Below are 23,799 nucleotides of genomic sequence, written 5' to 3' on the forward strand. Positions count from 1 at the left end.
ACGCAGGCCCGTGCATCGTTAAGAGTGGTTACAGTTGGCGAAAGCGGCTCTGCACGCCAAAGGTGTCAGACGTGACGTAGCGTTCGACCTTGCGCAACTGCTGCTCCCCACTACTCAATTCGTATTCCAGCTTATCAAGCAACTGGCGCGGTGTAGCCTGATGTTCATCCTGATAACGGCTGGCTGGAGCCTCCTCAAGCACGAAGACCAAGGCGATATAGGCGACCACCGTAATGAAAAACAGCCCGAAGAACAGCGACAGCACGGCAATCACCCGGATCAAACGCACGGGCACGTCAAAATAGTGAGCAAGGCCAGCGCAAACGCCCTTCAGCATGCCTTCTTCAGGCACACGGTACAGTTTTTTACTGCCTAACGTGTTGCCCTTGTATGAACCGCTGTCGTCGTTGTAGTAAGAACGATCGCGACGATCGCCAAACTTTCCTCTGTCCTGGTCTCTACGCATTACGACTGCCTCCAATTCGGGTGTTCCGCATCAAGAATGTCTTCCAACGCCTGAATACGATCGCGCATGCGTGAGGCCTGCTCCGCCAGCTGCGTCAGACGTTGCATCTCCTGATGACTCAGTTGAACGCCGCTCTGTTGCCGGTTGCTGTAATGCAACCAAAGCCAAATCGGTGCGACAAACAACACAAAGATTGTCAACGGGATGGCAAGTAATAGAGCACTCATCTCAATTCCTTCTTATTTGGCCGTAGTGTGGCGGCCACGCTGGGTGGCCGCTTAAGCATTATTCCGGGCGGTTCATCTTGGCTTTCATTGCCGCCAGTTGCTCACTGATGGCATCATCCGCCTGCAGTTCGGCAAACTCCTGATGCAGGCTTTTCTTTTTGCCAATGCTGACGCTTTCCGCTTCGGCTTCCATATGGTCGATACGGCGCTCAAACTGTTCAAAACGCGCCATCGCCTCATCCAGTTTACCGCTGTCCAACTGGCGACGTACATCTCGTGAAGAAGAAGCCGCCTGATGGCGCAGCGTTAATGCCTGCTGGCGCGCGCGGGTTTCGGTCAGCTTGTTTTCCAGCTCGCCAATTTCACTCTTCATGCGGGCCAGCGTCTCTTCTACGGTAGCCACTTCCTGGCTCAGTGTAGCTAGTAGGTCGGCCACTTTCTGTTTTTCGATCAGCGCCGCACGGGCCAGATCTTCTTTATCTTTACGCAGCGCCAGTTCGGCTTTGTCCTGCCAGTCATTGATCTGGTTTTCACCCTGCTCAATGCGGCGCAGCAGCTGTTTTTTCTCCGCCAGGGCACGCGCTGAGGTGGAGCGCACTTCAACCAGCGTGTCTTCCATTTCCTGGATCATCAAACGCACCAGCTTTTGCGGGTCTTCTGCTTTATCGAGCAGAGTATTGATGTTGGCGTTCACGATGTCGGCAAAACGAGAAAAGATACCCATAATTTACTTCCTCTTGGTTCTGAAGGCGTCTGAAGCGCCGAGTTAAGTTATACAACTTGCCCAAAGAGTTAATCAAGAAGCGTGCCAACTTTTATTTCATTGAAATGCAAAGATTATTTGTTTTTGACTCTCGCCACGCTTGCTGTAGAGTGAGTGTTTTCACCAAACATTGGCGAATTTCATCATGAGCGAACCGTTAGAGAACCTGTTGGGCGAGGCCAACGCCTTTGTCGAGGTGCTGGAGCAAGTTTCACAGTTGGCCAAGCTCAACAAACCGGTGCTGGTGATCGGTGAACGCGGCACCGGTAAAGAGCTGATCGCCCACCGGTTACACTATCTTTCCAATCGTTGGCAAGGGCCGTTTATCTCCCTCAACTGTGCGGCGTTGAATGAAAACTTGCTCGACTCGGAGCTGTTTGGCCATGAGGCTGGCGCGTTTACCGGCGCACAAAAACGTCATCTTGGCCGTTTTGAACGTGCCGATGGCGGCACCCTGTTTCTGGATGAGTTGGCAACCGCGCCAATGCTGGTGCAAGAAAAGCTGCTGCGGGTGATTGAATATGGCCATCTGGAACGCGTGGGTGGCAGCCAACCGCTGCGGGTGGATGTTCGGCTAGTGTGCGCCACCAATGACGATTTGCCCGCGCTGGCCGCCGCCGGTAAATTCCGTGCCGATCTGCTGGACCGCCTGGCGTTCGACGTGGTGCAACTGCCGCCGCTGCGCCAACGCCAGCAAGACATCATGCTGTTGGCCGAGCATTTCGCCATTCAGATGTGCCGCGAGCTGTCACTGCCGTTGTTCCCCGGCTTTAGTGAACATGCGCGGGCGACGCTGCTCGGCTACTCCTGGCCGGGTAACGTGCGTGAGCTGAAAAACGTGGTTGAGCGCTCCGTTTACCGCCATGGTTCAGGCCAGGATGAACTGGATGAGATCATCATTAACCCCTTTGCCAAGCGTTCAGCGCCGCTTGATGATGAGGCAACCGCGCCAACCAGTGAGTTACCTGCATTGCCGCTGGATTTTAAAAGCTGGCAGCATCAACAAGAGAAAACCCTGCTGGAAATGGCATTGAAACAGGGCCGTTTCAATCAGCGCAAAGCCGCCGATTTACTGGGGCTGACCTATCATCAGCTACGCGGCATGTTGAAAAAGCATGCGCTGCTGCAAGGTAGCGACCCTGAGGGACGTTAAACCGACTGGGCGATCAATTCGCGTAACCATTGATGGGCGGGATCGCGATGCGAACGCTCATCCCATAGCATTGCCAGCTCATAGCCTGGGATCTCCACTGGTGGCTCGGCAATCTGTACTTCAGGGCTGTCGCGTACCAGGCGTTCGGGCAGCATCGCCACCAGATCCGTCTTGGCGATCACCGATTTCACAAACAGAAAATGCGGGACGGAAAGCACCACCCGGCGCGAAAGCCCAACCTGATCCAGCGTGTGATCCGTGATGCCGCTAAATCCCCCGCCGTTTGGCGAAACCACTACGTGCTCCAGTTGGCTAAATTGCGCCAGCGTGGGGCGAGCCATCAACGCAGGATGACCGAAGCGGCCCACCAACACATACTTCTCCTTGAATAACACGCGTTGACGCATCCCCGCCGGTGCACTGTCCGGAGTGTGAAAGGCCAGATCGATCTCCCCCAACTCCGCCTGCCGGGCAATCCTGGTCGGTGCCAGTTCTAACACCGCCAATCGGCTGTTGGGGGCAGCCTGACGAAGCCGTGCCAATGTGGGTAACAGCACCGTGGATTCGCCATAATCGGATGCGGCAACGCGCCAGGTGATATTCGCGCTGGCCGCCTCAAAAGGGCTGATGGGTGAAACGGTGTGTTCGAGCACTTCCAACGCTTGCCGCAAAGGTTCACGTAATGCCTCCGCTCTGGCCGTTGGCCGCATTCCTCTTGGGCCAGGTAGCAGCAGCGGATCGTCGAAAAACGCTCTCAGTTTGGCCAGATGAGCACTTACCGAAGGTTGCGACAGCGACAACCGCTGCGCCGCGCGCGTAACATTCAATTCCATCAGCAACACATCCAACGTCACCAATAGATTGAGATCCAGTCTGCCGAAATTACTCATGCAAATACCTGTCATCATCTAAATCAATTTTAACTATACCTGGCGCTAACCTACTCTGTTGCTCTCTTTACAGCAATGGAACTTAATAATGAATATTCTGCTGGTCTACGCTCACCCGGAAGCTCAATCGCTTAATGGCTCACTAAAAAACTTTGCGGTCAAACATCTGCAGGACGCTGGGCATCAGGTACAGGTTTCCGATCTGTACGCCATGAAATGGAAAGCTTCTTTGGATGGTGAAGACCGTACGGATCGGGATAGCGCTGCCCGGTTTAATCCGGCGATGGATTCCCGGATCGCTCTGGAGCAAGGAACGCAAAGCGCAGATATTGTGCTAGAACAGGAGAAGTTACTCTGGGCGGATACCGTGATCCTCCAGTTTCCGCTGTGGTGGTTCTCCATGCCAGCCATCCTCAAGGGTTGGGTAGAACGCGTGTATGCCTATAGCTTCGCGTACGGCGTTGGCGAGCATTCCGATACGCATTGGGGAGATCGTTATGGCGAAGGTACGCTGGCAGGGAAACGGGCTATGCTGCTGGTCACTGCGGGCGGTTGGGAGTCTCATTACAGCCCACGCGGTATCAACGGCCCGATAGCGGATATTCTGTTCCCGATTCACCATGGCATTCTGTATTACCCCGGCTTTGACGTGCTGCCACCGTTTGTGGCGTACCGTACCGATCGCTTCGACGAGGCGAAATTTCCTGAGCTTTGTGCGGCACTGGGGGAACGACTGGACACGCTGGCCAGTACCGAGCCTTTGCCATTCCGTAAGCAAAACTTTGGCGATTATGCGATCCCACAGTTAACGCTGCGAGAAGACATTGCCCCTGGCCGCTCCGGTTTTGCCGTTCACCTGAAATAGAGGCAAAAAAAAAGCCAGCACCCGAGCTGGCTAAGTAAACACTGGAAGCAATGTGAGCAATGTCGTGCCTTCCACAAAGGGCCACAAGGTGTGGCCTTCCGTGAACTGCCAAATGATGATAATGGTTCTCAGTATCATCTGTAAAGCACTTTGTTGAGAATTTTTCTCATTACCACACTAAGCTTGGGTCATTATCCACCAGCACGGATTTCGGGCGGAGGCCGACACGCCAGAAAACAGCGGCAAGCTTAATCAAACCGCCGAAATTTCAGCCATTTTGCTCAAGGAATTGGGCTGTTGGTCAGAGTGCGATACACTAACGTTATTGCTTAATAACCCATGAAGCGTCTATGCGTGGTTTACCTCTTTGGATAATGTCGCTCGGCTGCCTGGCAACGTCTGCCCTGGCCGCGACACCGGCTGTGCCCAGCGCAGCACCACCGCCAGCAGACATCCGCCAGAGCGGCTTTGTCTATTGCGTCAGCGGCATTCTGAACACCTTCAATCCGCAGATGGCCAGCAGCGGTCTGACGGTCGATACCCTAGCCGCCCAGCTTTACGATCGGTTGCTGGACGTCGACCCTTACACTTACCGCCTGATCCCGGAACTGGCGGAAAGTTGGGAAGTGCTGGACAACGGCGCCACCTACCGCTTCCACCTGCGCCGGGATGTGCCTTTCCAGACCACCGCCTGGTTCCAGCCCACGCGCAAAATGAACGCCGACGATGTGGTATTCAGTTTTCAGCGGGTGTTTGATCAGAAGCATCCGTTCCACAATGTCAACGGCGGTGAATACCCATACTTCGACAGTTTGCAGTTTGCCGACTCCGTGCAAAGCGTGAAAAAGCTGGACCCATACACCGTCGAGTTCCGCTTGCAGGCACCGGATGCGTCCTTCCTGTGGCATCTGGCGACCCATTATGCACCGGTGCTATCGGCAGAATATGCCGACAACCTGACGCTGGATGGCACCCAGGAAATGATCGATCGTGAACCGGTCGGCACCGGCCCATTCTTGTTGAACGAATACCGTTCCGGGCAATATATTCGTCTGGCACGTAATGACGTTTACTGGAAAGGGAAACCGCGCATGCCGCAGGTGGTGATCGATATGGGCGCCGGAGGTACGGGCCGCCTGTCCAAATTGCTGACCGGCGAGTGCGATGTGTTGGCCTACCCCGCCGCCAGCCAGCTATCGATCCTGCGCGACGATCCGCGTTTACGCCTGACGCTGCGCCCTGGGATGAACATCGCCTATCTAGCCTTCAACACCCGCAAGCCACCGCTGGATAACCTGAAGGTGCGCCAGGCCATTGCGTTAGCCATTAATAACCAGCGCCTGATGCAATCGATCTATTACGGCACGGCAGAGACCGCCGCCTCGATCCTGCCACGCGCCTCCTGGGCCTATGATAATGATGCCCACGTCACCGAATACGATCCGGCCAAGGCACGAGAAATGCTGCGTGAAGCCGGTGTGGGGCCATTGGATCTGAAGCTCTGGGTGCCTACCGCATCGCAATCCTATAACCCCAGCCCGTTGAAAACGGCGGAACTGCTACAGGCGGATTTGGCTCAGGTCGGCATTAATGTCACCATCGTGCCGGTAGAAGGCCGCTTCCAGGAAGCCCGGCTGATGGAAATGAATCACGATCTGACGCTCACCGGTTGGTCAACCGACAGTAACGATCCGGACAGCTTCTTCCGTCCGCTGCTGAGCTGTGCGGCAATCCGTTCGCAAACCAACTATGCTCACTGGTGTGATCCCGCTTTTGATGAACAGTTGCAGGACGCCTTGTTGTCACAGCAGTTATCACAGCGTATCGAGCATTATCAGCAGGCACAGAAGATCCTCGAACAGCAGTTGCCGGTATTGCCGCTGGCCTCCTCTTTGCGTTTGCAGGCCTACCGTTATGATATTAAAGGACTGGTGTTGAGCCCGTTCGGCAACTCATCATTTGCCGGGGTATACCGTGAACCGGCGGAGGCTGCGAAAAAGTGATTATCTTTACCTTACGCCGCATCCTGTTGCTGCTGATCACGCTATTCTTCCTGACGCTGGTCAGCTTTAGCCTGAGCTACTTTACCCCGCGCGCACCGCTAAACGGTGCCGCCTTGCTGGATGCCTACCAGTTCTATTTCACCAGCCTGCTACACTGGGACTTTGGCGTTTCCAGCATCAATGGCCAGGCGATCAGCGAACAGCTGCGAGAAGTGTTCCCGGCCACCATGGAACTGTGCATTTTAGCCTTCACGCTGGCCCTGTTTATCGGCATTCCACTGGGCATTATTGCCGGTGTGATGCGCGGCAAATGGCAGGATACCGCCATCAGTACCTTTGCCCTACTGGGCTTTTCCATTCCGGTGTTCTGGCTGGCGCTGCTGCTGATGCTCTATTTTTCACTGCATCTTGGCTGGCTGCCGGTGTCGGGCCGTTTCGATCTGCTGTATCAGGTCAAGCAGGTCACCGGTCTGGCGCTGGTTGACGCCTGGCTGTCTGACTCGCCTTATCGCAATGAGATGATTGCCAGTGCACTGCGCCATATGGTGCTGCCGATTGCCGCTCTGGCGGTGGCCCCCATCACCGAGGTGATCCGCTTGATGCGCATCAGCACCGACGATGTCCTCAACCAGAACTACATCAAGGCTGCCGCAACCCGTGGCCTGTCACGCTTTACGATTATCCGCCGTCACGTGTTGCACAACGCGTTACCGCCGATCATCCCAAAGCTCGGTCTGCAATTTTCTACCATGCTCACGCTGGCCATGATCACCGAGGTGGTGTTCAGTTGGCCAGGGCTGGGGCGCTGGCTGATTAACGCCATCCGCCAACAGGACTACGCGGCCATTTCCGCAGGCGTGATGGTGATCGGCACGCTGGTGATCACCATTAACGTGCTGGCCGACATTCTGGGCGCGGCGACCAACCCGCTGAAACATAAGGAATGGTATGCCCTTCGATAACGTATACCGCGAAAAGAAAATGCCTAGTCCGCTGCTCTATACCTGGCGGATTTTCTACGGCGACACTTTGGCGATGATTGGTTTTTATGGGGTGCTCGGCCTGCTGTTTCTCTCCCTGTTCGGCAACCTGCTGGCACCTTATGCCCTCGATCAGCAATTCCTGGGATATCAGTTGCTACCGCCGTCCTGGTCACGCTACGGTAACGTGTCATTCTTCCTGGGCACCGACGATCTGGGCCGCGATATCCTCAGTCGCTTGCTGACCGGCGCCGCCGCCACCTATGGTTCGGCACTGATTGTGACCATTGCCGCCGCCGTCTGTGGCGTGATCCTGGGCGTGTTTGCGGGGGTCACCCGTGGCCTGCTGTCTGCGATGCTCAACCATATTCTCGATACCCTGCTCTCCATCCCTTCACTGCTGCTGGCGATTATCGTGGTGGCCTTCCTCGGGCCGAAGCTGGAGCACGCCATGCTTGCCGTTTGGCTCGCACTGTTGCCACGGATGGTGCGTACCATCTACAGCGCAGTGCACGATGAGCTGGAAAAAGAGTACGTGGTAGCCGCCCGTCTGGATGGCGCTTCGACGATGCAGATCCTGTGGTACGCCGTGGTGCCGAACATTGCCGCCGTACTGATCACCGAATTCACCCGCGCGTTGTCGATGGCCATTCTCGACATCGCGGCGTTGGGCTTCCTCGATCTGGGGGCGCAGTTGCCTTCCCCGGAATGGGGAGCCATGTTGGGCGACTCGTTGGAGTTGGTCTATGTGGCACCTTGGACCGTGATGCTGCCCGGTGCGGCTATTCTGATCAGCGTATTGCTGGTTAACCTGTTGGGCGACGGAATACGCCGCGCGATCAATGCGGGAGTGGAATAATGCCGTTACTCGATATCCGCAATCTGACGATTGAATTTATGACCGCCGAAGGGCCGGTGAAGGCCGTCGATCGCGTCAGCATGACGCTGACCGAAGGTGAAGTGCGCGGCCTGGTAGGCGAATCCGGCTCAGGAAAAAGCCTGATTGCCAAAGCCATCTGCGGCGTGACCAAAGATAACTGGCGTGTTACCGCCGACCGCTTCCGCTTTGACGACATCGATCTGTTGCAGCTCAGCCCGCGCGAACGGCGCAAACTGGTGGGCCACAACGTTTCGATGATCTTCCAGGAGCCGCAATCCTGTCTTGATCCTTCCGAGAGCATTGGCCGCCAGTTGGCCCAGGCCATTCCCGGCTGGACCTACAAGGGCCGTTGGTGGCAGCGCTTTAACTGGCGCAAACGGCGGGCGATCGAGCTGTTGCACCGCGTCGGTATCAAGGATCACCTAGATATCATGGGCAGCTTCCCTTACGAGCTCACCGAAGGGGAATGCCAGAAAGTGATGATCGCCATTGCGTTGGCCAATCAGCCAAGATTGTTGATTGCCGATGAGCCAACCAACGCCATGGAACCCACCACGCAGGCGCAGATCTTCCGCCTGCTGGCGCGCCTGAACCAAAACAATAACACCACCATCCTGCTGATCAGCCACGATTTGCAGATGATGAGCAAATGGGCCGACAGGGTTAACGTGCTGTACTGTGGCCAGACGGTGGAGAGTGCACTGTGTGAAGATCTGCTTGCCGCCCCTCATCATCCTTATACCCAGGCGCTGATCCGCGCCATGCCGGACTTTGGTCGTTCACTGCCGCATAAGAGCCGCCTGAATACGCTACCGGGAGCGATCCCCTCATTGGAGCATCTGCCGATCGGTTGCCGCCTGGGGCCACGCTGCCCGTATGCGCAAAAGCAATGTATTGAAACCCCACGCCTGCGCCCGGTGAAGAATCACCTGTTCGCCTGCCACTTCCCGCTGAACATGGAGGAGCAATAACATGGAAACGCTGTTGGAAGTGCGCAACCTGACCAAAACCTACCGCTATCGTACCGGGCTGTTCCGCCGCCAGCATGTGGAAGCGGTCAAGTCAGTCAGTTTTACCCTGCGTGAAGGCCAGACGCTGGCGATCATCGGTGAGAACGGCTCGGGTAAGTCAACTCTGGCGAAGATGCTTTCCGGCATGGTGGAACCCTCTTCGGGTGAAGTGCTGATCGACGACCATGCGTTGGCCTATGGCGATTATCGCTACCGCAGCCAGCGCATTCGTATGATTTTCCAGGATCCGAGCACTTCGCTCAATCCACGCCAGCGCATCGGTCAGTTGCTTGATGCTCCGCTACGTTTGAACACCGATCTGGAAGCCGCAGAACGCGAGGTGCGGATCAACCAGACCCTGCGCCAGGTGGGGATGCTGCCGGACCATGCTTATTATTATCCGCACATGCTCGCCTCCGGGCAGAAACAGCGCGTGGCTCTGGCACGAGCGTTGATCCTGCAACCCAAGGTGATTGTTGCCGACGAGGCGCTGGCCTCACTGGATATGTCGATGCGTTCGCAGATCATCAACCTGATGCTGGAGCTCCAGGAAAAGCACGGTATCGCCTATATTTATGTGACGCAGCATCTGGGGATGATGAAGCATATCAGCGACCAGGTGATGGTGATGCATGAAGGGGAAATCGTGGAGCGTGGCAGCACCGCCGAAGTGCTGGCCGCACCGCTGCACGACCTCACCAAGCGGCTGATTGCCAGCCACTTTGGCGAAGCGCTCACTGCCGATGCCTGGCGACGTGACGGCGGCAGGTTTTAATTCCGCTAACACTCGATATCTTACTGTGCCGCAATTAGTTGCCAAAATCCGTGATAATTCCCCATAACTGGCGCTAATCTAGCGCCATTACAACCATGGCACGGCGTAGTTATGCCGTGCCATGGTGCAAATCTTGAGCAAGGTTACATCATCTCAGTAAACGTTTAATTACCAGCCATGTTGTATGCTGCGGTAGTTGGAGCCTTGGGGATGCCATCTTGCTACTCATCGATCCGACCGCTAACTATTTTATTCCTTTACGTTATTAATTAGCACTTAACATTATTTTATCTCGCCAAACGAATCGGTGAGGATATCCGCTACGTTGAGCCATGCAAACAACAGGATATCGCGCTGATGAACAATGCTCGCCACCAACGCCTCTCACAACTGATGCTCATCTTCGCCGCCGGCTTCGCTATTTATGGTCATGGTCTATGCAGCCATGACTGACGCCTGCTCCGTGGTTTTTTACCCTGCCACCGTTGCCAACCGCAGCGGTGGCTTGTTGTATTGAAGAAGGATTTTATCCGATGGACCATCGCCTAACCCCTTTCCAGTGGTACCACGAAACCCAGCGTAGTTCAGGCGACAGTTCGCCACTCGAGCCTGCCGCCGCAAGCTTGCGGGAGCGTTTTTTGTTAGGCCTGGGTACGTTTACCGACGAGGGATTGAACGCCGCCCTCAGCCATCGCATTGACGTTTTTACTGCGTCTTCGGCCTGCTATTCAGTGCTGTTCCCCGAGCAAGTTATCGCTTCGCGAGAAGTGACATTGTCACCTTACGATCGTCTGTCGACGGCCCTGACGGTGGCGCAGGTCACCGGCGTACAATCGCTTTGTAGCCATTACGCCGCTCGCCTCGCCCCTCTGGACAGCCCAGATGCTACGCGGGAAAGCAATGTCCGCCTGGCACAAATCACCCAATACGCCCGTCAACTCGCCAGCCAACCTACCCTGATTTGCTCCAAGGCGTTACAACAGCTCGGCGAAGTTGGCCTGAGCTCGCAAGATATTGTGACCTTTTCACAAATCATCGGTTTCGTTAGCTATCAGGCACGGGTGGTCGCCGGTATTGCAGCACTTGCAGGCAGACCCGCCGTGGTGTTACCCGGTTTTCCCCAAATCGAAGATGCCGCTCCGGCAGGATTTTCCTGTACGGAACGGTCATGGCAAGCTCGCCTGCCGGAGATCGTTGTCGAGCAGGCCCAGGCTCGGCAGCTCGACATTCTGGACCAAAGCCACCCGGACGCCCGCAGCGAGTCTTATTACCTGCTGTTGGCTCACGACGCGCCTGCCCTACATGAGCGCAATGCGGTATTTAACAGTATTAATCACCCAGTTAACGGACTATCTGCACGCCTGAAGGCTTTGGTTGCTCTGGTGACATCACGCATTAATGGCAGCCATTACTGTGCCGGCACGCTAGCCCATAACATTGCCGATCGGGAGTTGGCACTGGCATTAGTGGCTGGGATTGATAACGCGCTTGAGGTGGCCAACGATCCGGTGGCCGCTGCCGTGATAGGCGTAACGGCCGAACTGGCGCGAACACCTGAGAAATTCACGGCGCAAAGCGTGCAGCCGCTGTTAAGCAGCGGGCTGGATCGGTCGCAGGCATTGGACGTAATTTTAACCGGCGCGCTGTACGCCTGGGAAAACCGGATGCGTTACAGTCTTGGCGATGCAGTAGAAGTCGAGCTAGCGCAATAACCACGCCTGAGCCGCATCAAAAAAGTGCTGTGCCAGCGGCGTGGCCCTTGCTGGCTCGGCGATCACCAAGGCGGCATGACGTGACATCGGTGCAATGGCAACGCTGCGCCGTTGCAGCTGCGGCATCATTTCCATCTGCAAATTTCCGCTGGGGAATAACCCGCATCCCAAACCGACAAAAATCCCCTGTAGCAGTTGGAAGATCGAGGTGGTTTCCATCCGGGTATGCAACGTTAAGCCCTCATCACGAAACTGCTGATCCAGGTAACGACGGAAGTAACGCGTCGGTTCAGCCAGACATAATGGCAGCTCGGCCACGGTTGCCAGCGTTAGTGGACTTTCCCCCACCAGCTCGGGGAAATGCTGCGGATGAAACACCAGGTCAATGCCGCTGTCGGCCAAAGATTGAGACTGGAAATGCAGTTCCTTGAGCGTGGGTAGCTCAAAGAAACCGATGCCGATATCCACCGTGTGCGCAGTCAGCGCTTCCAACAGTTGATCGGCGCTCAGTACCGCTACGCGATAGTCCAACTGCGGGTAACGCTCGCTGACCGCCTTTAACATCTGCGCTAGCGAAATGCTGCACTGCGGCACGGTGCCGATGCGCAACGTGCCGTTCAACCCGTGTTTCAGCGACTCTACTTCCAGCTTCAGCCCCTGATAAACGGAAACAATTTCCCGCGCCCAAGCCAGCACCCGCTCACCTTCGGCGGTGAAGCCCTCAAAGTTGTTGCCACGGTTGATCAACGAGACACCCAGCTCTTTTTCCAGGTTTTTCAGCCGCATGGATAAGGTCGGCTGGCTGACAAAGCTGGCCTCTGCGGCGCGGCCGAAGTGGCGTTCCCGCTCAAGATTGCACAGGTAGATCAGTTGCTTAATATCCATGTATTGGCCCGGAAAATGATTTCTGCGTGAAGTATATCATTTGCTACGGCCTTGCTGGCAGCGGCGATAAGTGTCGTCTATCCCATCATTGCTCTATTCGATTAGACGCCAAGCCCTCACGCCCCTAGACTTGCCACATAAATACTCAAAATGCTTAAAAAGGCATTTACCTTTTAGCTACATTAATCACCTGCGAAGAAAATCATGAAATTTAAACCGTCAATCAAGCCTTATCGCGGCGCGGCGGGCGGCTGGGGCTCATTGGAAGCCACCACCCGCTATGTGTTCGACAGCAAACAGGCGCTGAAAAATCTGCGCAACCTGATGCGCGTTAACAAAGCGCGCGGTTTTGACTGCCCCGGCTGTGCCTGGGGCGATGACAACCACAGCACCTTCAGCTTCTGCGAGAACGGGGCCAAGGCGGTCAGTTGGGAAGCGACACGCAATGCGGTAGAACCAGCATTCTTTGCAACCCACAGCGTCAGCACTCTACGCGAGCAGAGCGACTACTTCCTGGAGTATCAAGGCCGGTTGACGCACCCAATGCGCTACAACGTCAAGACCGATCGCTATCAGCCCATCACCTGGCCGGATGCCTTCAAACTTATCGCCAGCCATATCCAGGCAATGGACAATCCCAACCAGATTGAGCTGTACACCTCAGGCCGTGCCAGCAATGAAGCCTCCTACCTTTATCAGCTGTTTGGCCGGATGCTGGGCACCAGCAACTTCCCGGACTGTTCCAATATGTGCCACGAAGCCAGCGGCGTTGGCCTCAAGCAGAGCATCGGCGTCGGCAAAGGCACCATCCGTATGGATGACTTCGAGCAGGCCGACGCGATTTTTGTGTTTGGCCAGAACCCCGGCACCAACCATCCACGCATGCTGCACAGCCTGAAACACGCAGCCAGCCGCGGCGCGCGCATCGTCAGTTTCAATACCCTGCGCGAGCGCGGGCTGGAAAGGTTTGCCGATCCGCAAAACCCGCTCCAGATGCTGACGCCCAAGTCCTCCCCCATCAGTTCGGCCTACTTCCAGCCCAACCTGGGTGGCGATATGGCGGCGGTGCGCGGTATGGTGAAAGCGCTACTGGAAACCCACCGCCAGCGGATAGCCGCCAATGAGCCAGGGCTGTTCGATCAGCCGTTTATCGATCGGCATTGTGCGGGTATCGAAGATTATCTGGCTCAGGTGGATGCCACCTCATGGCAACAGATCACCACGCAATCCGGATTGAGTGAAACCCAACTGCGCCATGCAGCGGCGATTTACCAAGGCGCAGAGCGTGTTATCTGCACCTGGGCGATGGGCGTCACGCAGCATAAGCACTCAGTACCGACGGTGCGCGAGATCACCAACCTGCAGTTGCTGTTCGGTCAATTGGGCAAGCCAGGCGCGGGCCTATGCCCGGTACGCGGCCACAGCAACGTGCAAGGCAACCGCACCATGGGCATCGATGAGAAAGCGCCCAAGGCGCTGCTGGATAGCCTGGAGCAGCACTTTGGCTTTAGCCCCCGCCGCGAGATCGGCCACAATACGGTCGAAGCCATTGAAGCGATGCTGCGTGGTGAGGTCAAGGTGCTGATTGCGCTCGGGGGCAACCTGGCAGCAGCGGCACCGGATACCGAGCGTACCGCCCAGGCCCTGCGCCGTTGTGATTTGACGGTGCATATCAGCACCAAGCTGAACCGCAGCCATCTGATCACCGGTAAAGATGCGCTGATCCTGCCGACGCTGGGGCGTACCGAGTTGGATATGCAGGCCAGCGGCCCGCAATACATCACGGTGGAAGATTCCTTCAGCATGGTGCACGCCTCCGAAGGCATCGGCAAACCGCTGGCAGACACCCAGCGTTCTGAAACCGCGATTGTCTGCGGCATTGCCGACGCAGTGCTGGGCACTCAACAGTTGGACTGGCTGGAGCTGGCCGACGATTATTCACTGATCCGCCAGCATATCCAGGCCACCATTCCCGGCTTTGACGATTTTAACCAACGTTGTGAGCAACCAGGAGGGTTCTATCTGGGCAACGCCGCTGCCGAATTGCGCTTTGCAACTCAGAGCGGCAAAGCTGAGTTCAGTGCCGCTCCACTACCCGATACGTTGTTCCCGCAAATCAGGGCAGAAAAAGCGCCGTTCGTGCTGCAAACCCTGCGTTCACACGATCAGTACAACACCACCATCTATGGACTGGACGATCGCTATCGCGGTGTTTACGGCCAGCGCGAAGTGCTGTTTATTCATCCCGAAGATTTAGCCGATCTTGGTCTGCAGGATGGGGAATTGGTGGAAATCGAAACCTTGTGGAACGATGGCGTAACCAGAAAGGTCAGCGGCTTCAAGCTGGTTAGCTACGATATCCCACGCGGTAATCTGGCAGCCTACTATCCCGAAACCAACCCGCTGGTGCCGCTGGCCAGTTTTGGTGATGGCACCGGCACGCCGACCTCCAAATCGGTTCCCGTCGCCATCCGCCGCTGCGCTCAAGCCCCTACGTTGCGTATCGTTTAGTTTGAACGGACGTGGCATGTCGCGTCCCTGGAGCAGTATTGCGTTAATAATCGCGAGCCTTCGTCGGAAAAGCGTGACGTTTGGCTTGCCCGCAAGGAGTGATTCGCGTAAAACTGTCAGCCGCAAATCTTGCCACTCACAACCCATTCACTGGACGATATGTTTCAAGATAACCCGCTGCTGGCGCAGCTTAAACAGCAACTTCACTCTCAAACCCCGCGTGTTGAAGGCGTAGTAAAAGGGACTGAGAAAGGTTTTGGCTTTTTAGAAGTCGACGGGCAGAAAAGTTACTTTATTCCGCCGCCGTACATGAAAAAAGTCATGCATGGGGATCGTATCGTCGCCACCCTGCATACCGAAAAAGAGCGCGAAATCGCTGAACCGGAAACCCTGGTTGAGCCTTTCCTGTCGCGCTTTGTTGGCCGGGTGCAGAAAAAAGACGATCGTCTGTCGATTATCCCCGATCATCCGTTGCTGAAAGACGCGATCCCATGCCGTCCGGCGCGTGAAGTCACCCATAACTTCCAGGCCGGTGACTGGGCCGTCGCAGAAATGCGCCGTCATCCACTGAACGGCGATCGCACTTTCAATGCCGATCTGACTCAGTTCATCACCGACGGTGAAGATCACTTCGCGCCGTGGTGGGTCACGCTGGCTCGTCATAATCTTGAAAAAGAAGCGCCAGACATGGTCGCGATCTCCGAACAAGAGACCGCTCTGATCCGTGAGGACCTGACCGCGCTGGACTTCGTCACCATCGATAGCGCCAGCACCGAAGATATGGACGATGCGCTGCACGTGCAAGACAACGGTGACGGCTCGCTGCTGTTGACCATCGCCATTGCCGATCCTACCGCCTACGTCGAGCAAGGCAGCAATCTGGATGAAATCGCCCGCAAGCGCGCGTTCACCAACTACCTGCCGGGCTTCAATATTCCGATGTTGCCGCGCGATCTGTCCGACAACCTGTGCTCGCTGCGCCCGAATGAGCGCCGCTCGGTGCTGGCTTGCCGCGTGACTATCGCCGCAGACGGTGCGCTGGGCAACGATATCCATTTCTTTGCCGCCGAAATCGAGTCCAAAGCCAAACTGGTTTATGACGAGGTTTCTGACTGGCTGGATGGCGTCGCAGGCTGGCAACCACCGAGCGAGAGCATCGCACAGCAGATCACCTTGCTTAAACAGGTTTGCGATGCACGCAGCGCCTGGCGCCATCAGCATGCGCTGGTATTCAAGGATCGCCCGGACTATCGCTTTGTCCTCGGCGAGAAAGGCGAAGTGCTGGACATCGTGACCGAACAGCGCCGCACCGCCAACCGTATTGTTGAAGAGTGCATGATCGCCGCCAACGTCTGTGCCGCCCTGGTGCTGCGCGATCGTCTGGGCTTTGGCATCTATAACGTGCATAACGGCTTTGATCCGGCCCTGGTTGAGCAAGCGGTCGCCGTATTGCAGGCCAACGGCGTTGAAGCCGATGCCGAGAAGCTGCTGACCCTAGAAGGATTCTGCGAACTGCGCCGTCACCTCGACTCGCAGCCAACCCAGTTCCTGGACAGCCGCATCCGCCGCTTCCAGACCTTTGCCGAGATCAGCACCACGCCTGGCCCGCACTTCGGTCTGGGGCTGGAAGCGTACGCCACCTGGACCTCTCCGATCCGTAAGTATGGCGATATGGTCAACCATCGTCTGCTGAAAGCTATTATCAGCGAGCAGGCAGCGGAAAAACCGCAGGACGACGTCACCGTGCAACTGGCCGAGCGTCGCCGTTTGAACCGCATGGCAGAGCGCGACGTTGGTGACTGGTTGTATGCCCGTTTCCTCAAGGATAAGGCCGGAACCGATGAACGTTTCAACGCCGAGATCATCGACGTAACCCGTGGTGGCCTGCGCGTACGCCTGTTGGACAACGGCGCGATGGCCTTTATCCCTGCCCCGTTTATCCACGCGGTTCGCGACGAGATGGTGTGTAGCCAAGAGACCGGCACCGTGCAGGTGAAGGGCGAAGTGGTTTATCGCCAGAGCGATAGTCTGCAGGTGAACATTGCCGAAGTGCGTATGGAAACCCGCAGCGTAATTGCCAGACCGGTGGCCTAACGTTATCCGTGTTCGATCAAGGCGATACTTCGGTATCGCCTTTTTTTATGCCTGCAACAACCTATTCTGTCCCCGTATGGCACGCTTCTTTCAGCAAACTCCAACTGAGTTCACATTTCTGATCCGACCAGCCACCGTCCGCGTTCAAACCTCCTACGTTTAATGAGTCGTTAACGTTTTGACGGACTCACAAACTAAAAAAATCACCTTTCTACCTCTGCACAACAAGGAGTTGCGGAACATGAAAAACGTCAAGTCAGCCATAATCTGGCTCGCGGTGGCGCTGGTCGGTGCCTTCGCTTTCGGCATGCTTGCCTTGAGCCGTGGGGAACACGTCAACGCTGTCTGGCTGGTGGTGGCTTCCGTCGCCTGCTACAGCATTGCCTACCGCTTTTATAGCCGGTTTATTGCCAAGAACGTCTTTGAACTCGATGACCGTCGGTTAACGCCGGCGGAACGCCATAACGATGGCCTGGACTATGTACCGACCAACAAATGGGTGCTGTTTGGTCACCACTTTGCTGCGATTGCGGGTGCTGGCCCGCTGGTTGGGCCGATCCTGGCAGCGCAGATGGGCTTCCTGCCTGGTACCATCTGGATATTGGTTGGGGTGATGTTGGCTGGGGCGGTGCAAGATTTCCTGATCCTGTTTATCTCCACCCGCCGCGACGGACGCTCGCTGGGGGAAATGGCCAAGCAGGAGTTAGGTGCCTTTGCCGGTGTGGTAACCATGCTGGGTGCACTTGGGGTAATGATCATCATCCTCTCGGCGCTGGCGTTGGTGGTCGTTAAGGCGCTGGCAGACAGCCCTTGGGGTCTGTTCACCATTGCTGCCACCATCCCGATTGCGCTGTTTATGGGCGTTTACATGCGCTTTATCCGCCCAGGCAAGATTGCCGAGGTTTCGCTGATCGGCTTTGTGCTGATGATGATGGCGATCATCTACGGTGGCAACATCGCCATGCATCCATACTGGGGGCCGTTCTTTACCCTGCACGGCACCACCCTGACCTGGGTGCTGGTGATTTATGGTTTTGTCGCATCGGTGCTGCCGGTGTGGTTGTTGCTTGCTCCGCGTGACTATCTTTCTACCTTCCTGAAAATCGGTGTGATCGTGGGGCTGGCGGTGGGCATTGTGTTCGCGATGCCGGAAATGAGAATGCCGGCGGTGTCACGCTTTATCGATGGCAGCGGCCCGGTGTTTGCCGGTTCACTGTTCCCGTTCCTGTTTATCACCATTGCCTGTGGCGCGATTTCCGGGTTCCACGCCCTGGTCTCCAGTGGCACCACGCCGAAGCTGGTTGAGCGTGAGAGCCATATCCGCTTTATTGGCTACGGCGGCATGCTGATGGAGTCCTTCGTGGCCATCATGGCGCTGATTTGCGCTTCGGTGATCGACCCAGGCGTCTACTTTGCCATGAACTCACCGGCGGCGCTGATCGGCACCACGGTGGAAAGTGCTTCACAGGCAATTAACAGCTGGGGCTTTATGGTCACCCCGGAAACGCTGACGCAGATTGCCCATGATGTGGGCGAGAAGTCAGTGCTGTCCAGAGCCGGTGGCGCGCCAACCTTTGCCGTTGGCATGGCTCATATCATCAGCGAGGTGTTTAACAGCCGGGCGATGATGGCCTTCTGGTATCACTTTGCCATCCTGTTTGAAGCCCTGTTTATCCTCACTGCGGTGGATGCGGGCACCCGCGCATGTCGCTTTATGGTGCAGGATCTGGTTGGCGTGGCCATTCCGCGCTTGGCGAACAACCGCTCCTGGCTCGGCAACCTGGCCGGTACCACCGTGGCCGTGGCCGGTTGGGGCTTCTTTGTTTATCAGGGCGTCGTGGATCCGTTAGGTGGGATCAATACGCTGTGGCCGCTGTTCGGCATTGGTAACCAGATGCTGGCTTCAATGGCGCTGATCCTGGGCACCGTAGTGCTGTTCAAGATGAAGAAACAGCGTTACGCCTGGGTGACCATTTTGCCGACCATCTGGCTGTTTATCACCTCAATGACGGCGGGCTGGCAAAAGATTTTCCATGAAAAACCAAGCATCGGCTTCCTGGCGCAGGCGAAGAAATTCTCTGCCGGGATTGAATCGAACACGGTTATCGCCCCGGCCAAATCCATTGCGGATATGCAGACCATCGTGTTTGCCAATCAGATTAACGCCGCGTTGTGCGCCTTCTTTATGCTGGTTGCGGTGACGATGCTGGTTTCGGCCTTCTTCGTGGTGCGCCGCGCGTTGGGTTCCAAAACGCCTACGGTACGTGAAAGCACTATTGTACTGCGAGAGGAAACCGGGCGCGTCTAACTGAACGGCCAGGCTACGGGATGAGCCAGTTGAAACAGTCTCATCGAATGCCTACAAGGGCGGCCAGGTGCCGCCCTTTTCAATGCACTTTAGCTTATCAACGTCGTGCCGAAAGCCCCCTGCCAATCCTGTTCAAACTTCTCTACCGCCGCCTGAACCGCAGGAGTGGAAATAAACTGTTCTGCCACATCCACCGGTAAAGTGATCGACTGGCAACCTGCCAACAGACACTCCAACGCCTGACGTGGCGTTTTAAAGCTGGCCGCCAGCACCTTGGCGTGCGGAGCATGCAGCGATAACAGCTGTTGCAACTCGTGTACCATTTCAACGCCGTCGCCACCCTGTGCGTCCAGACGGTTAACGTAAGGTGCCACATACTCTGCCCCGGCCAACGCCGCCAGCAGCCCCTGACCAGCGCCGTAAACGGCGGTACCCAAGGTGGGGATCGACATGGATTTCAGCTTCTTGATTGCCGCCAGCCCTTCTGCGGTGGTGGGGATCTTGACTACCAGGCCCGGCACGCGTTGACTCAGCAGGACGGCTTCGGCAACCATACGTTCTGCGTCGTTAGCCATCACCTGGGCAAACAGCTTACCGGTACCGCCTAACGCATCACGCAAGGCCGGCAGAACCTCCCAGATCGGCTTTCCTTCTTTGGCAACGATGCTGGGGTTGGTGGTCACGCCGTGCAGCGGCAAGACGCGCGCCAAACGTTTCACTGCGCTGACGTCGGCGGTATCGAGATACAGTTCCATAACCTTCTCCTGATTCTTTTGTGGGCAGATTCAAACTCTGAACATAATAAGCGAAAAAAGCCGCCATCATTTGATTAAAATCAAATCAACTTTCATTCGAAACCTATTTAATTTACGTAAGAAGATTTTAGACTTCACAGGTGACGAATGCTTTTCAATCTACAGCGCTACTCAACACATGACGGCCCAGGCATCCGCAGCGTGGTGTTCCTTAAGGGCTGCTCACTTGGCTGCCGCTGGTGCCAGAACCCGGAAAGCCGTTCCCGCCAGCAGGAGCTGCTGTTTGATGAGCGCCTGTGTCTGGCGGCCTGTACCCTGTGCAGTGAGAGTTGCCCGCACGCTATCACCCGCGTTGATGACAACACCCTAACCCTGCAACGTTCGTTACTGACTGCCGCCGATTATGACGCATTAAACGGCTGTTGCCCAACTGGCGCGCTGAGCGTCTGCGGCACGGCGCTCGACCTTGATGCGGTGATGGCCGAAGTGATGCGCGATAAACCTTACTATCTGCGCACCGGCGGTGGCCTGACGCTGTCCGGCGGCGAGCCGTTTATGCAGCCAGAGGTTGCGGCTGAACTGCTCAAACGCGGGCGCGAGGCTGGTATCCATACCGCCGTAGAATCTTGCCTGCATACGCCTTGGTCCTATATCGAGCCATCTCTGCCCTGGCTAGACCTGATGCTGGCCGATCTGAAACACGTCGACCAAGTTCGCTTCAAGCAATGGACCGAAGGCTCCGCCAAACGGGTGATGGATAACTTCCGCCGCTTAGCTACCGCTGGCACTCAGATCACCGTGCGAGTGCCGTTAATCCCCGAATTTAACGCCGATCGCGACTCAATCCGCGCCATTACCGACTTTGCCGCCGACGAGATCGGCGTCAAAGAGATCCATTTTTTACCGTACCACACGCTGGGGATGAATAAATACCATCTGCTCGGCGCGCCTTATTACGCTTCCCGTACCCCACTAGACGACCCCGAACTGCTGGCCTATGCCGAAGATTACGCCAGCGTCAAAGGTCTGACCGCCATTTTGCGAGGATAACACCATGACAACGCTGGATCTGACTACCCTGACCGAACGCACGCTAGCGCATAAGAACGCGCTGATCCATATCGTCAAGCCACCGGTCTGTACCGAACGCGCACAGCACTATACCGAAACGTACCAGCAGCATCAGGATAAGCCGCTGCCGGTAAGGCGTGCCATGGCGTTGGCCAACCATCTGGCCAAACGGAGCATCTGGATCAAGAATGATGAGCTGATTATCGGTAACCAGGCTAGTCAGCTACGTGCCGCGCCGATCTTCCCGGAATACACCGTCAGTTGGATCGAAAGCGAAATTGACGAGTTGGCCGATCGCCCCGGCGCTGGCTTCTCCGTCAGCGAACAGGATAAAAAGGTATTGCACACCCTGTGCCCATGGTGGCGTGGCCAGACCGTGCAGGATCGCTGCTACGGCATGTTCACCGATGAGCAAAAAGCCCTGCTGGCTACCGGTATCATCAAGGCGGAAGGCAACATGACGTCTGGGGATGCGCACCTGGCGGTCAACTTCCCGCTGTTACTGGAAAAAGGTCTGGATGGCCTGCGTGAGAAAGTGGCTGAGCGCCGTGAACGCCTGCACCTGACGGACTGGGACGACCTGCATAAGGAACAGTTCCTCAAGGCCATCGACATCTCGCTGGACGCTCTCAGCGAGCACATCCTGCGCTTTGCCCAGTTGGCCCGTGAAATGGCCCAGGCAGAGCAACGCATCTGGCGGCGTGAAGAGCTATTGACCATGGCAGCCAACTGCGAACTGATCGCCCATCAACCGCCACAGACCTTCTGGCAGGCGCTGCAACTGTGTTACTTCATTCAGCTGTTCCTGCAGATCGAATCCAACGGCCACTCGGTATCCTTCGGCCGCCTAGACCAATATCTGTATCCTTGGTATCGCCGTGACGTGGAGTTGGAGCAAAGCCTGCCGCGCGAAAAAGCCATCGAGATGCTGCACAGCTGCTGGTTGAAACTGCTGGAAGTGAACAAGATCCGTTCCGGCTCGCACTCCAAAGCCTCCGCCGGTAGCCCGCTGTATCAGAACGTCACCATCGGCGGCCAGAAACTGGTCAATGGCCAGCCTTGTGACGCGGTCAACCCGCTCTCTTACACCATTCTGGAATCCTGTGGCCGTCTGCGTTCAACGCAGCCTAACCTCAGCGTGCGCTATCACGCCGGGATCAGTAATGATTTCCTCGACGCCTGCGTGCAGGTGATCCGCTGCGGCTTCGGCATGCCGGCGTTTAACAACGATGAGATCGTGATCCCCGAGTTTATCAAGCTGGGCGTCGAACCACAGGATGCCTACGATTATGCCGCTATCGGTTGTATCGAGACCGCCGTTGGCGGCAAATGGGGCTACCGCTGCACCGGGATGAGCTTTATCAACTTTGCCCGCGTGATGTTGGCAGCACTGGAGCAAGGGCGCGACGCCACCTCCGGCAAGATTTTCCTGCCGCAGGAGCTGGGGCTGTCTCAGGGTAACTTTAGCCAGTTTGACCAAGTGCTGGATGCCTGGGATACGCAGATCCGCTATTACACCCGCAAATCGATTGAGATTGAGTGTGTAGTCGATACCGTGCTGGAAGAAAATGCCCACGACATTGTGTGCTCGGCTCTGGTGGATGATTGCATCGAGCGCGGCAAGAGTGTCAAACAAGGCGGTGCGAAATATGACTGGGTATCCGGTCTGCAGGTCGGGATCGCCAACCTGGGTAACAGCCTGGAAGCGGTACGCAAGCTGGTGTTCGATCAGGGGATTATTGGTCAGCAACAGCTGGCTCAGGCTCTTGCTAACGATTTTGCTGGCCTGGACGGCGAACAGCTGCGCCAACGCTTGATCAATGCGGCGCCAAAGTACGGCAACGACGTGGATGATGTCGATCAGCTGCTGGTACGTGCCTATCAGACCTATATCGACGAGCTGAAGCAGTATCACAACACCCGCTTTGGCCGTGGCCCGATCGGTGGTACCTACTATGCGGGCACCTCCTCCATTTCGGCCAACGTTCCGTTTGGTGCTGCCACCATGGCTACGCCAGACGGCCGTAAAGCGCATACGCCATTGGCGGAAGGGGCTAGCCCGGCTTCCGGCACCGACCATCTAGGCCCAACGGCAGTGTTCAACTCGCTGAGCAAACTGCCTACCGAGTCGATTCTGGGTGGCGTGTTGCTGAACCAGAAGCTGAACCCGTCCACGCTGGAGAACCCGCGTGATCGCGAAAAACTGATGCTGATGCTGCGCACTTTCTTCGAGGCTTACCATGGCTGGCACGTGCAGTATAATATCGTGTCACGGGAAACGCTGTTGGCCGCGAAGCAACATCCTGACCAATATCGCGATTTAGTGGTACGCGTAGCTGGATATTCTGCCTTCTTTACCGCATTATCCCCAGATGCGCAGGATGACATTATCGCGCGTACCGAACATACTCTTTAATCAGTGAATCGTTGCGGTCACCCTTTGGTGGCCGC

At 56.4% G+C, this 23,799-nt stretch carries 19 protein-coding genes; 13 read left to right on the forward strand and 6 right to left on the reverse strand.

Features of this window, described 5'->3' with window-relative positions; genetic code table 11:
• Window positions 1–28: 28 nt before the first annotated feature.
• The 3 genes from pspC to pspA are packed head-to-tail and all read right to left on the reverse strand — an operon-like array spanning window position 29 to window position 1,417.
• Window positions 29–466 carry an envelope stress response membrane protein PspC gene (pspC, locus tag AC6HVW_RS13505; RefSeq protein WP_021182063.1) on the reverse strand — a complete coding sequence of 146 codons (438 nt, stop codon included), beginning with the start codon at window positions 464–466 and terminating at the stop codon, window positions 29–31.
• Entirely contained in the window at window positions 466–693 is a 228-nt protein-coding gene (gene pspB, locus AC6HVW_RS13510) for an envelope stress response membrane protein PspB (protein ID WP_021182064.1), read from the reverse strand. The genes pspC and pspB overlap by 1 nt, the downstream gene beginning before the upstream one ends.
• A 58-nt stretch (window positions 694–751) precedes the next feature.
• A complete protein-coding gene (gene pspA, locus AC6HVW_RS13515) occupies window positions 752–1,417 on the reverse strand; it encodes a phage shock protein PspA (RefSeq protein ID WP_021182065.1) in 666 nt (221 codons plus the stop codon).
• Window positions 1,418–1,601: 184 nt separating this feature from the next.
• Here pspA and pspF point away from each other — a divergent pair, with 184 nt between their 5' ends.
• On the forward strand, window positions 1,602–2,609 hold the full coding sequence (gene pspF, locus AC6HVW_RS13520) for a phage shock protein operon transcriptional activator (protein ID WP_071683437.1): 1,008 nt from the start codon (window positions 1,602–1,604) through the stop codon (window positions 2,607–2,609).
• Here pspF and AC6HVW_RS13525 read toward each other — a convergent pair.
• On the reverse strand, window positions 2,606–3,499 hold the full coding sequence (locus AC6HVW_RS13525; RefSeq protein WP_179247536.1) for a LysR family transcriptional regulator: 894 nt from the start codon (window positions 3,497–3,499) through the stop codon (window positions 2,606–2,608). The two genes, pspF and AC6HVW_RS13525, sit on opposite strands and share 4 nt — an antisense overlap.
• Before the next feature lie 88 nt (window positions 3,500–3,587).
• Between AC6HVW_RS13525 and AC6HVW_RS13530 the strand changes: the two genes are divergently transcribed.
• The 7 genes from AC6HVW_RS13530 (at window position 3,588) to AC6HVW_RS13560 (ending at window position 11,724) form a co-directional block, all read left to right on the forward strand.
• Complete coding sequence (locus AC6HVW_RS13530; RefSeq protein ID WP_071683435.1) at window positions 3,588–4,364, forward strand: NAD(P)H-dependent oxidoreductase; 777 nt, start codon at window positions 3,588–3,590, stop codon at window positions 4,362–4,364.
• Window positions 4,365–4,714: 350 nt separating this feature from the next.
• The gene (gene sapA, locus AC6HVW_RS13535; protein WP_059200929.1) at window positions 4,715–6,367 is read left to right on the forward strand and encodes an ABC transporter substrate-binding protein SapA; all 1,653 of its coding nucleotides are present in this window, start codon (window positions 4,715–4,717) and stop codon (window positions 6,365–6,367) included.
• Window positions 6,364–7,329, forward strand: coding sequence for a putrescine export ABC transporter permease SapB (gene sapB / locus AC6HVW_RS13540; RefSeq protein ID WP_071683434.1), 966 nt, complete (start codon window positions 6,364–6,366; stop codon window positions 7,327–7,329). The genes sapA and sapB overlap by 4 nt, the downstream gene beginning before the upstream one ends.
• Window positions 7,316–8,206 (forward strand): putrescine export ABC transporter permease SapC, encoded by an 891-nt coding sequence (sapC, locus tag AC6HVW_RS13545; protein ID WP_071683433.1) that lies wholly within the window; start codon window positions 7,316–7,318, stop codon window positions 8,204–8,206. Before sapB ends, sapC begins: the two co-directional genes overlap by 14 nt.
• Complete coding sequence (gene sapD / locus AC6HVW_RS13550) at window positions 8,206–9,198, forward strand: putrescine export ABC transporter ATP-binding protein SapD (protein ID WP_021182071.1); 993 nt, start codon at window positions 8,206–8,208, stop codon at window positions 9,196–9,198. Before sapC ends, sapD begins: the two co-directional genes overlap by 1 nt.
• Window position 9,199: 1 nt before the next feature.
• Complete coding sequence (gene sapF, locus AC6HVW_RS13555) at window positions 9,200–10,012, forward strand: putrescine export ABC transporter ATP-binding protein SapF (protein ID WP_021182072.1); 813 nt, start codon at window positions 9,200–9,202, stop codon at window positions 10,010–10,012.
• 533 nt (window positions 10,013–10,545) lie between these two features.
• Entirely contained in the window at window positions 10,546–11,724 is a 1,179-nt protein-coding gene (locus AC6HVW_RS13560) for a CMD domain-containing protein (RefSeq protein ID WP_071683432.1), read from the forward strand.
• Here AC6HVW_RS13560 and AC6HVW_RS13565 read toward each other — a convergent pair.
• Window positions 11,713–12,609: a LysR family transcriptional regulator gene (locus tag AC6HVW_RS13565; protein WP_021182075.1), complete on the reverse strand. Its 897-nt coding sequence runs from the start codon at window positions 12,607–12,609 to the stop codon at window positions 11,713–11,715. The genes AC6HVW_RS13560 and AC6HVW_RS13565 overlap by 12 nt on opposite strands.
• Before the next feature lie 204 nt (window positions 12,610–12,813).
• Here AC6HVW_RS13565 and AC6HVW_RS13570 point away from each other — a divergent pair, with 204 nt between their 5' ends.
• From AC6HVW_RS13570 to AC6HVW_RS13580, 3 genes are all read left to right on the forward strand, one after another.
• Window positions 12,814–15,120, forward strand: a complete 2,307-nt coding sequence (locus tag AC6HVW_RS13570) for an FdhF/YdeP family oxidoreductase (protein WP_186486429.1) — start codon at window positions 12,814–12,816, stop codon at window positions 15,118–15,120.
• 159 nt (window positions 15,121–15,279) lie between these two features.
• Window positions 15,280–17,214 (forward strand): exoribonuclease II, encoded by a 1,935-nt coding sequence (locus AC6HVW_RS13575; protein WP_071683698.1) that lies wholly within the window; start codon window positions 15,280–15,282, stop codon window positions 17,212–17,214.
• A 241-nt stretch (window positions 17,215–17,455) separates the two neighbouring features.
• Window positions 17,456–19,522, forward strand: coding sequence for a carbon starvation CstA family protein (locus AC6HVW_RS13580; protein WP_071683430.1), 2,067 nt, complete (start codon window positions 17,456–17,458; stop codon window positions 19,520–19,522).
• A gap of 89 nt (window positions 19,523–19,611) precedes the next feature.
• On the opposite strand, the gene fsa is transcribed toward AC6HVW_RS13580, so the two are convergent.
• Window positions 19,612–20,277, reverse strand: coding sequence for a fructose-6-phosphate aldolase (fsa, locus tag AC6HVW_RS13585; protein WP_021806558.1), 666 nt, complete (start codon window positions 20,275–20,277; stop codon window positions 19,612–19,614).
• Window positions 20,278–20,424: 147 nt separating this feature from the next.
• Here fsa and AC6HVW_RS13590 point away from each other — a divergent pair, with 147 nt between their 5' ends.
• On the forward strand, window positions 20,425–21,327 hold the full coding sequence (locus AC6HVW_RS13590) for a glycyl-radical enzyme activating protein (protein ID WP_179251653.1): 903 nt from the start codon (window positions 20,425–20,427) through the stop codon (window positions 21,325–21,327).
• A gap of 4 nt (window positions 21,328–21,331) precedes the next feature.
• The gene (locus tag AC6HVW_RS13595) at window positions 21,332–23,764 is read left to right on the forward strand and encodes a formate C-acetyltransferase/glycerol dehydratase family glycyl radical enzyme (RefSeq protein ID WP_071683429.1); all 2,433 of its coding nucleotides are present in this window, start codon (window positions 21,332–21,334) and stop codon (window positions 23,762–23,764) included.
• Window positions 23,765–23,799 lie beyond the last annotated feature (35 nt).

Source organism: Serratia sp. NCCP-200, assembly GCF_059697885.1.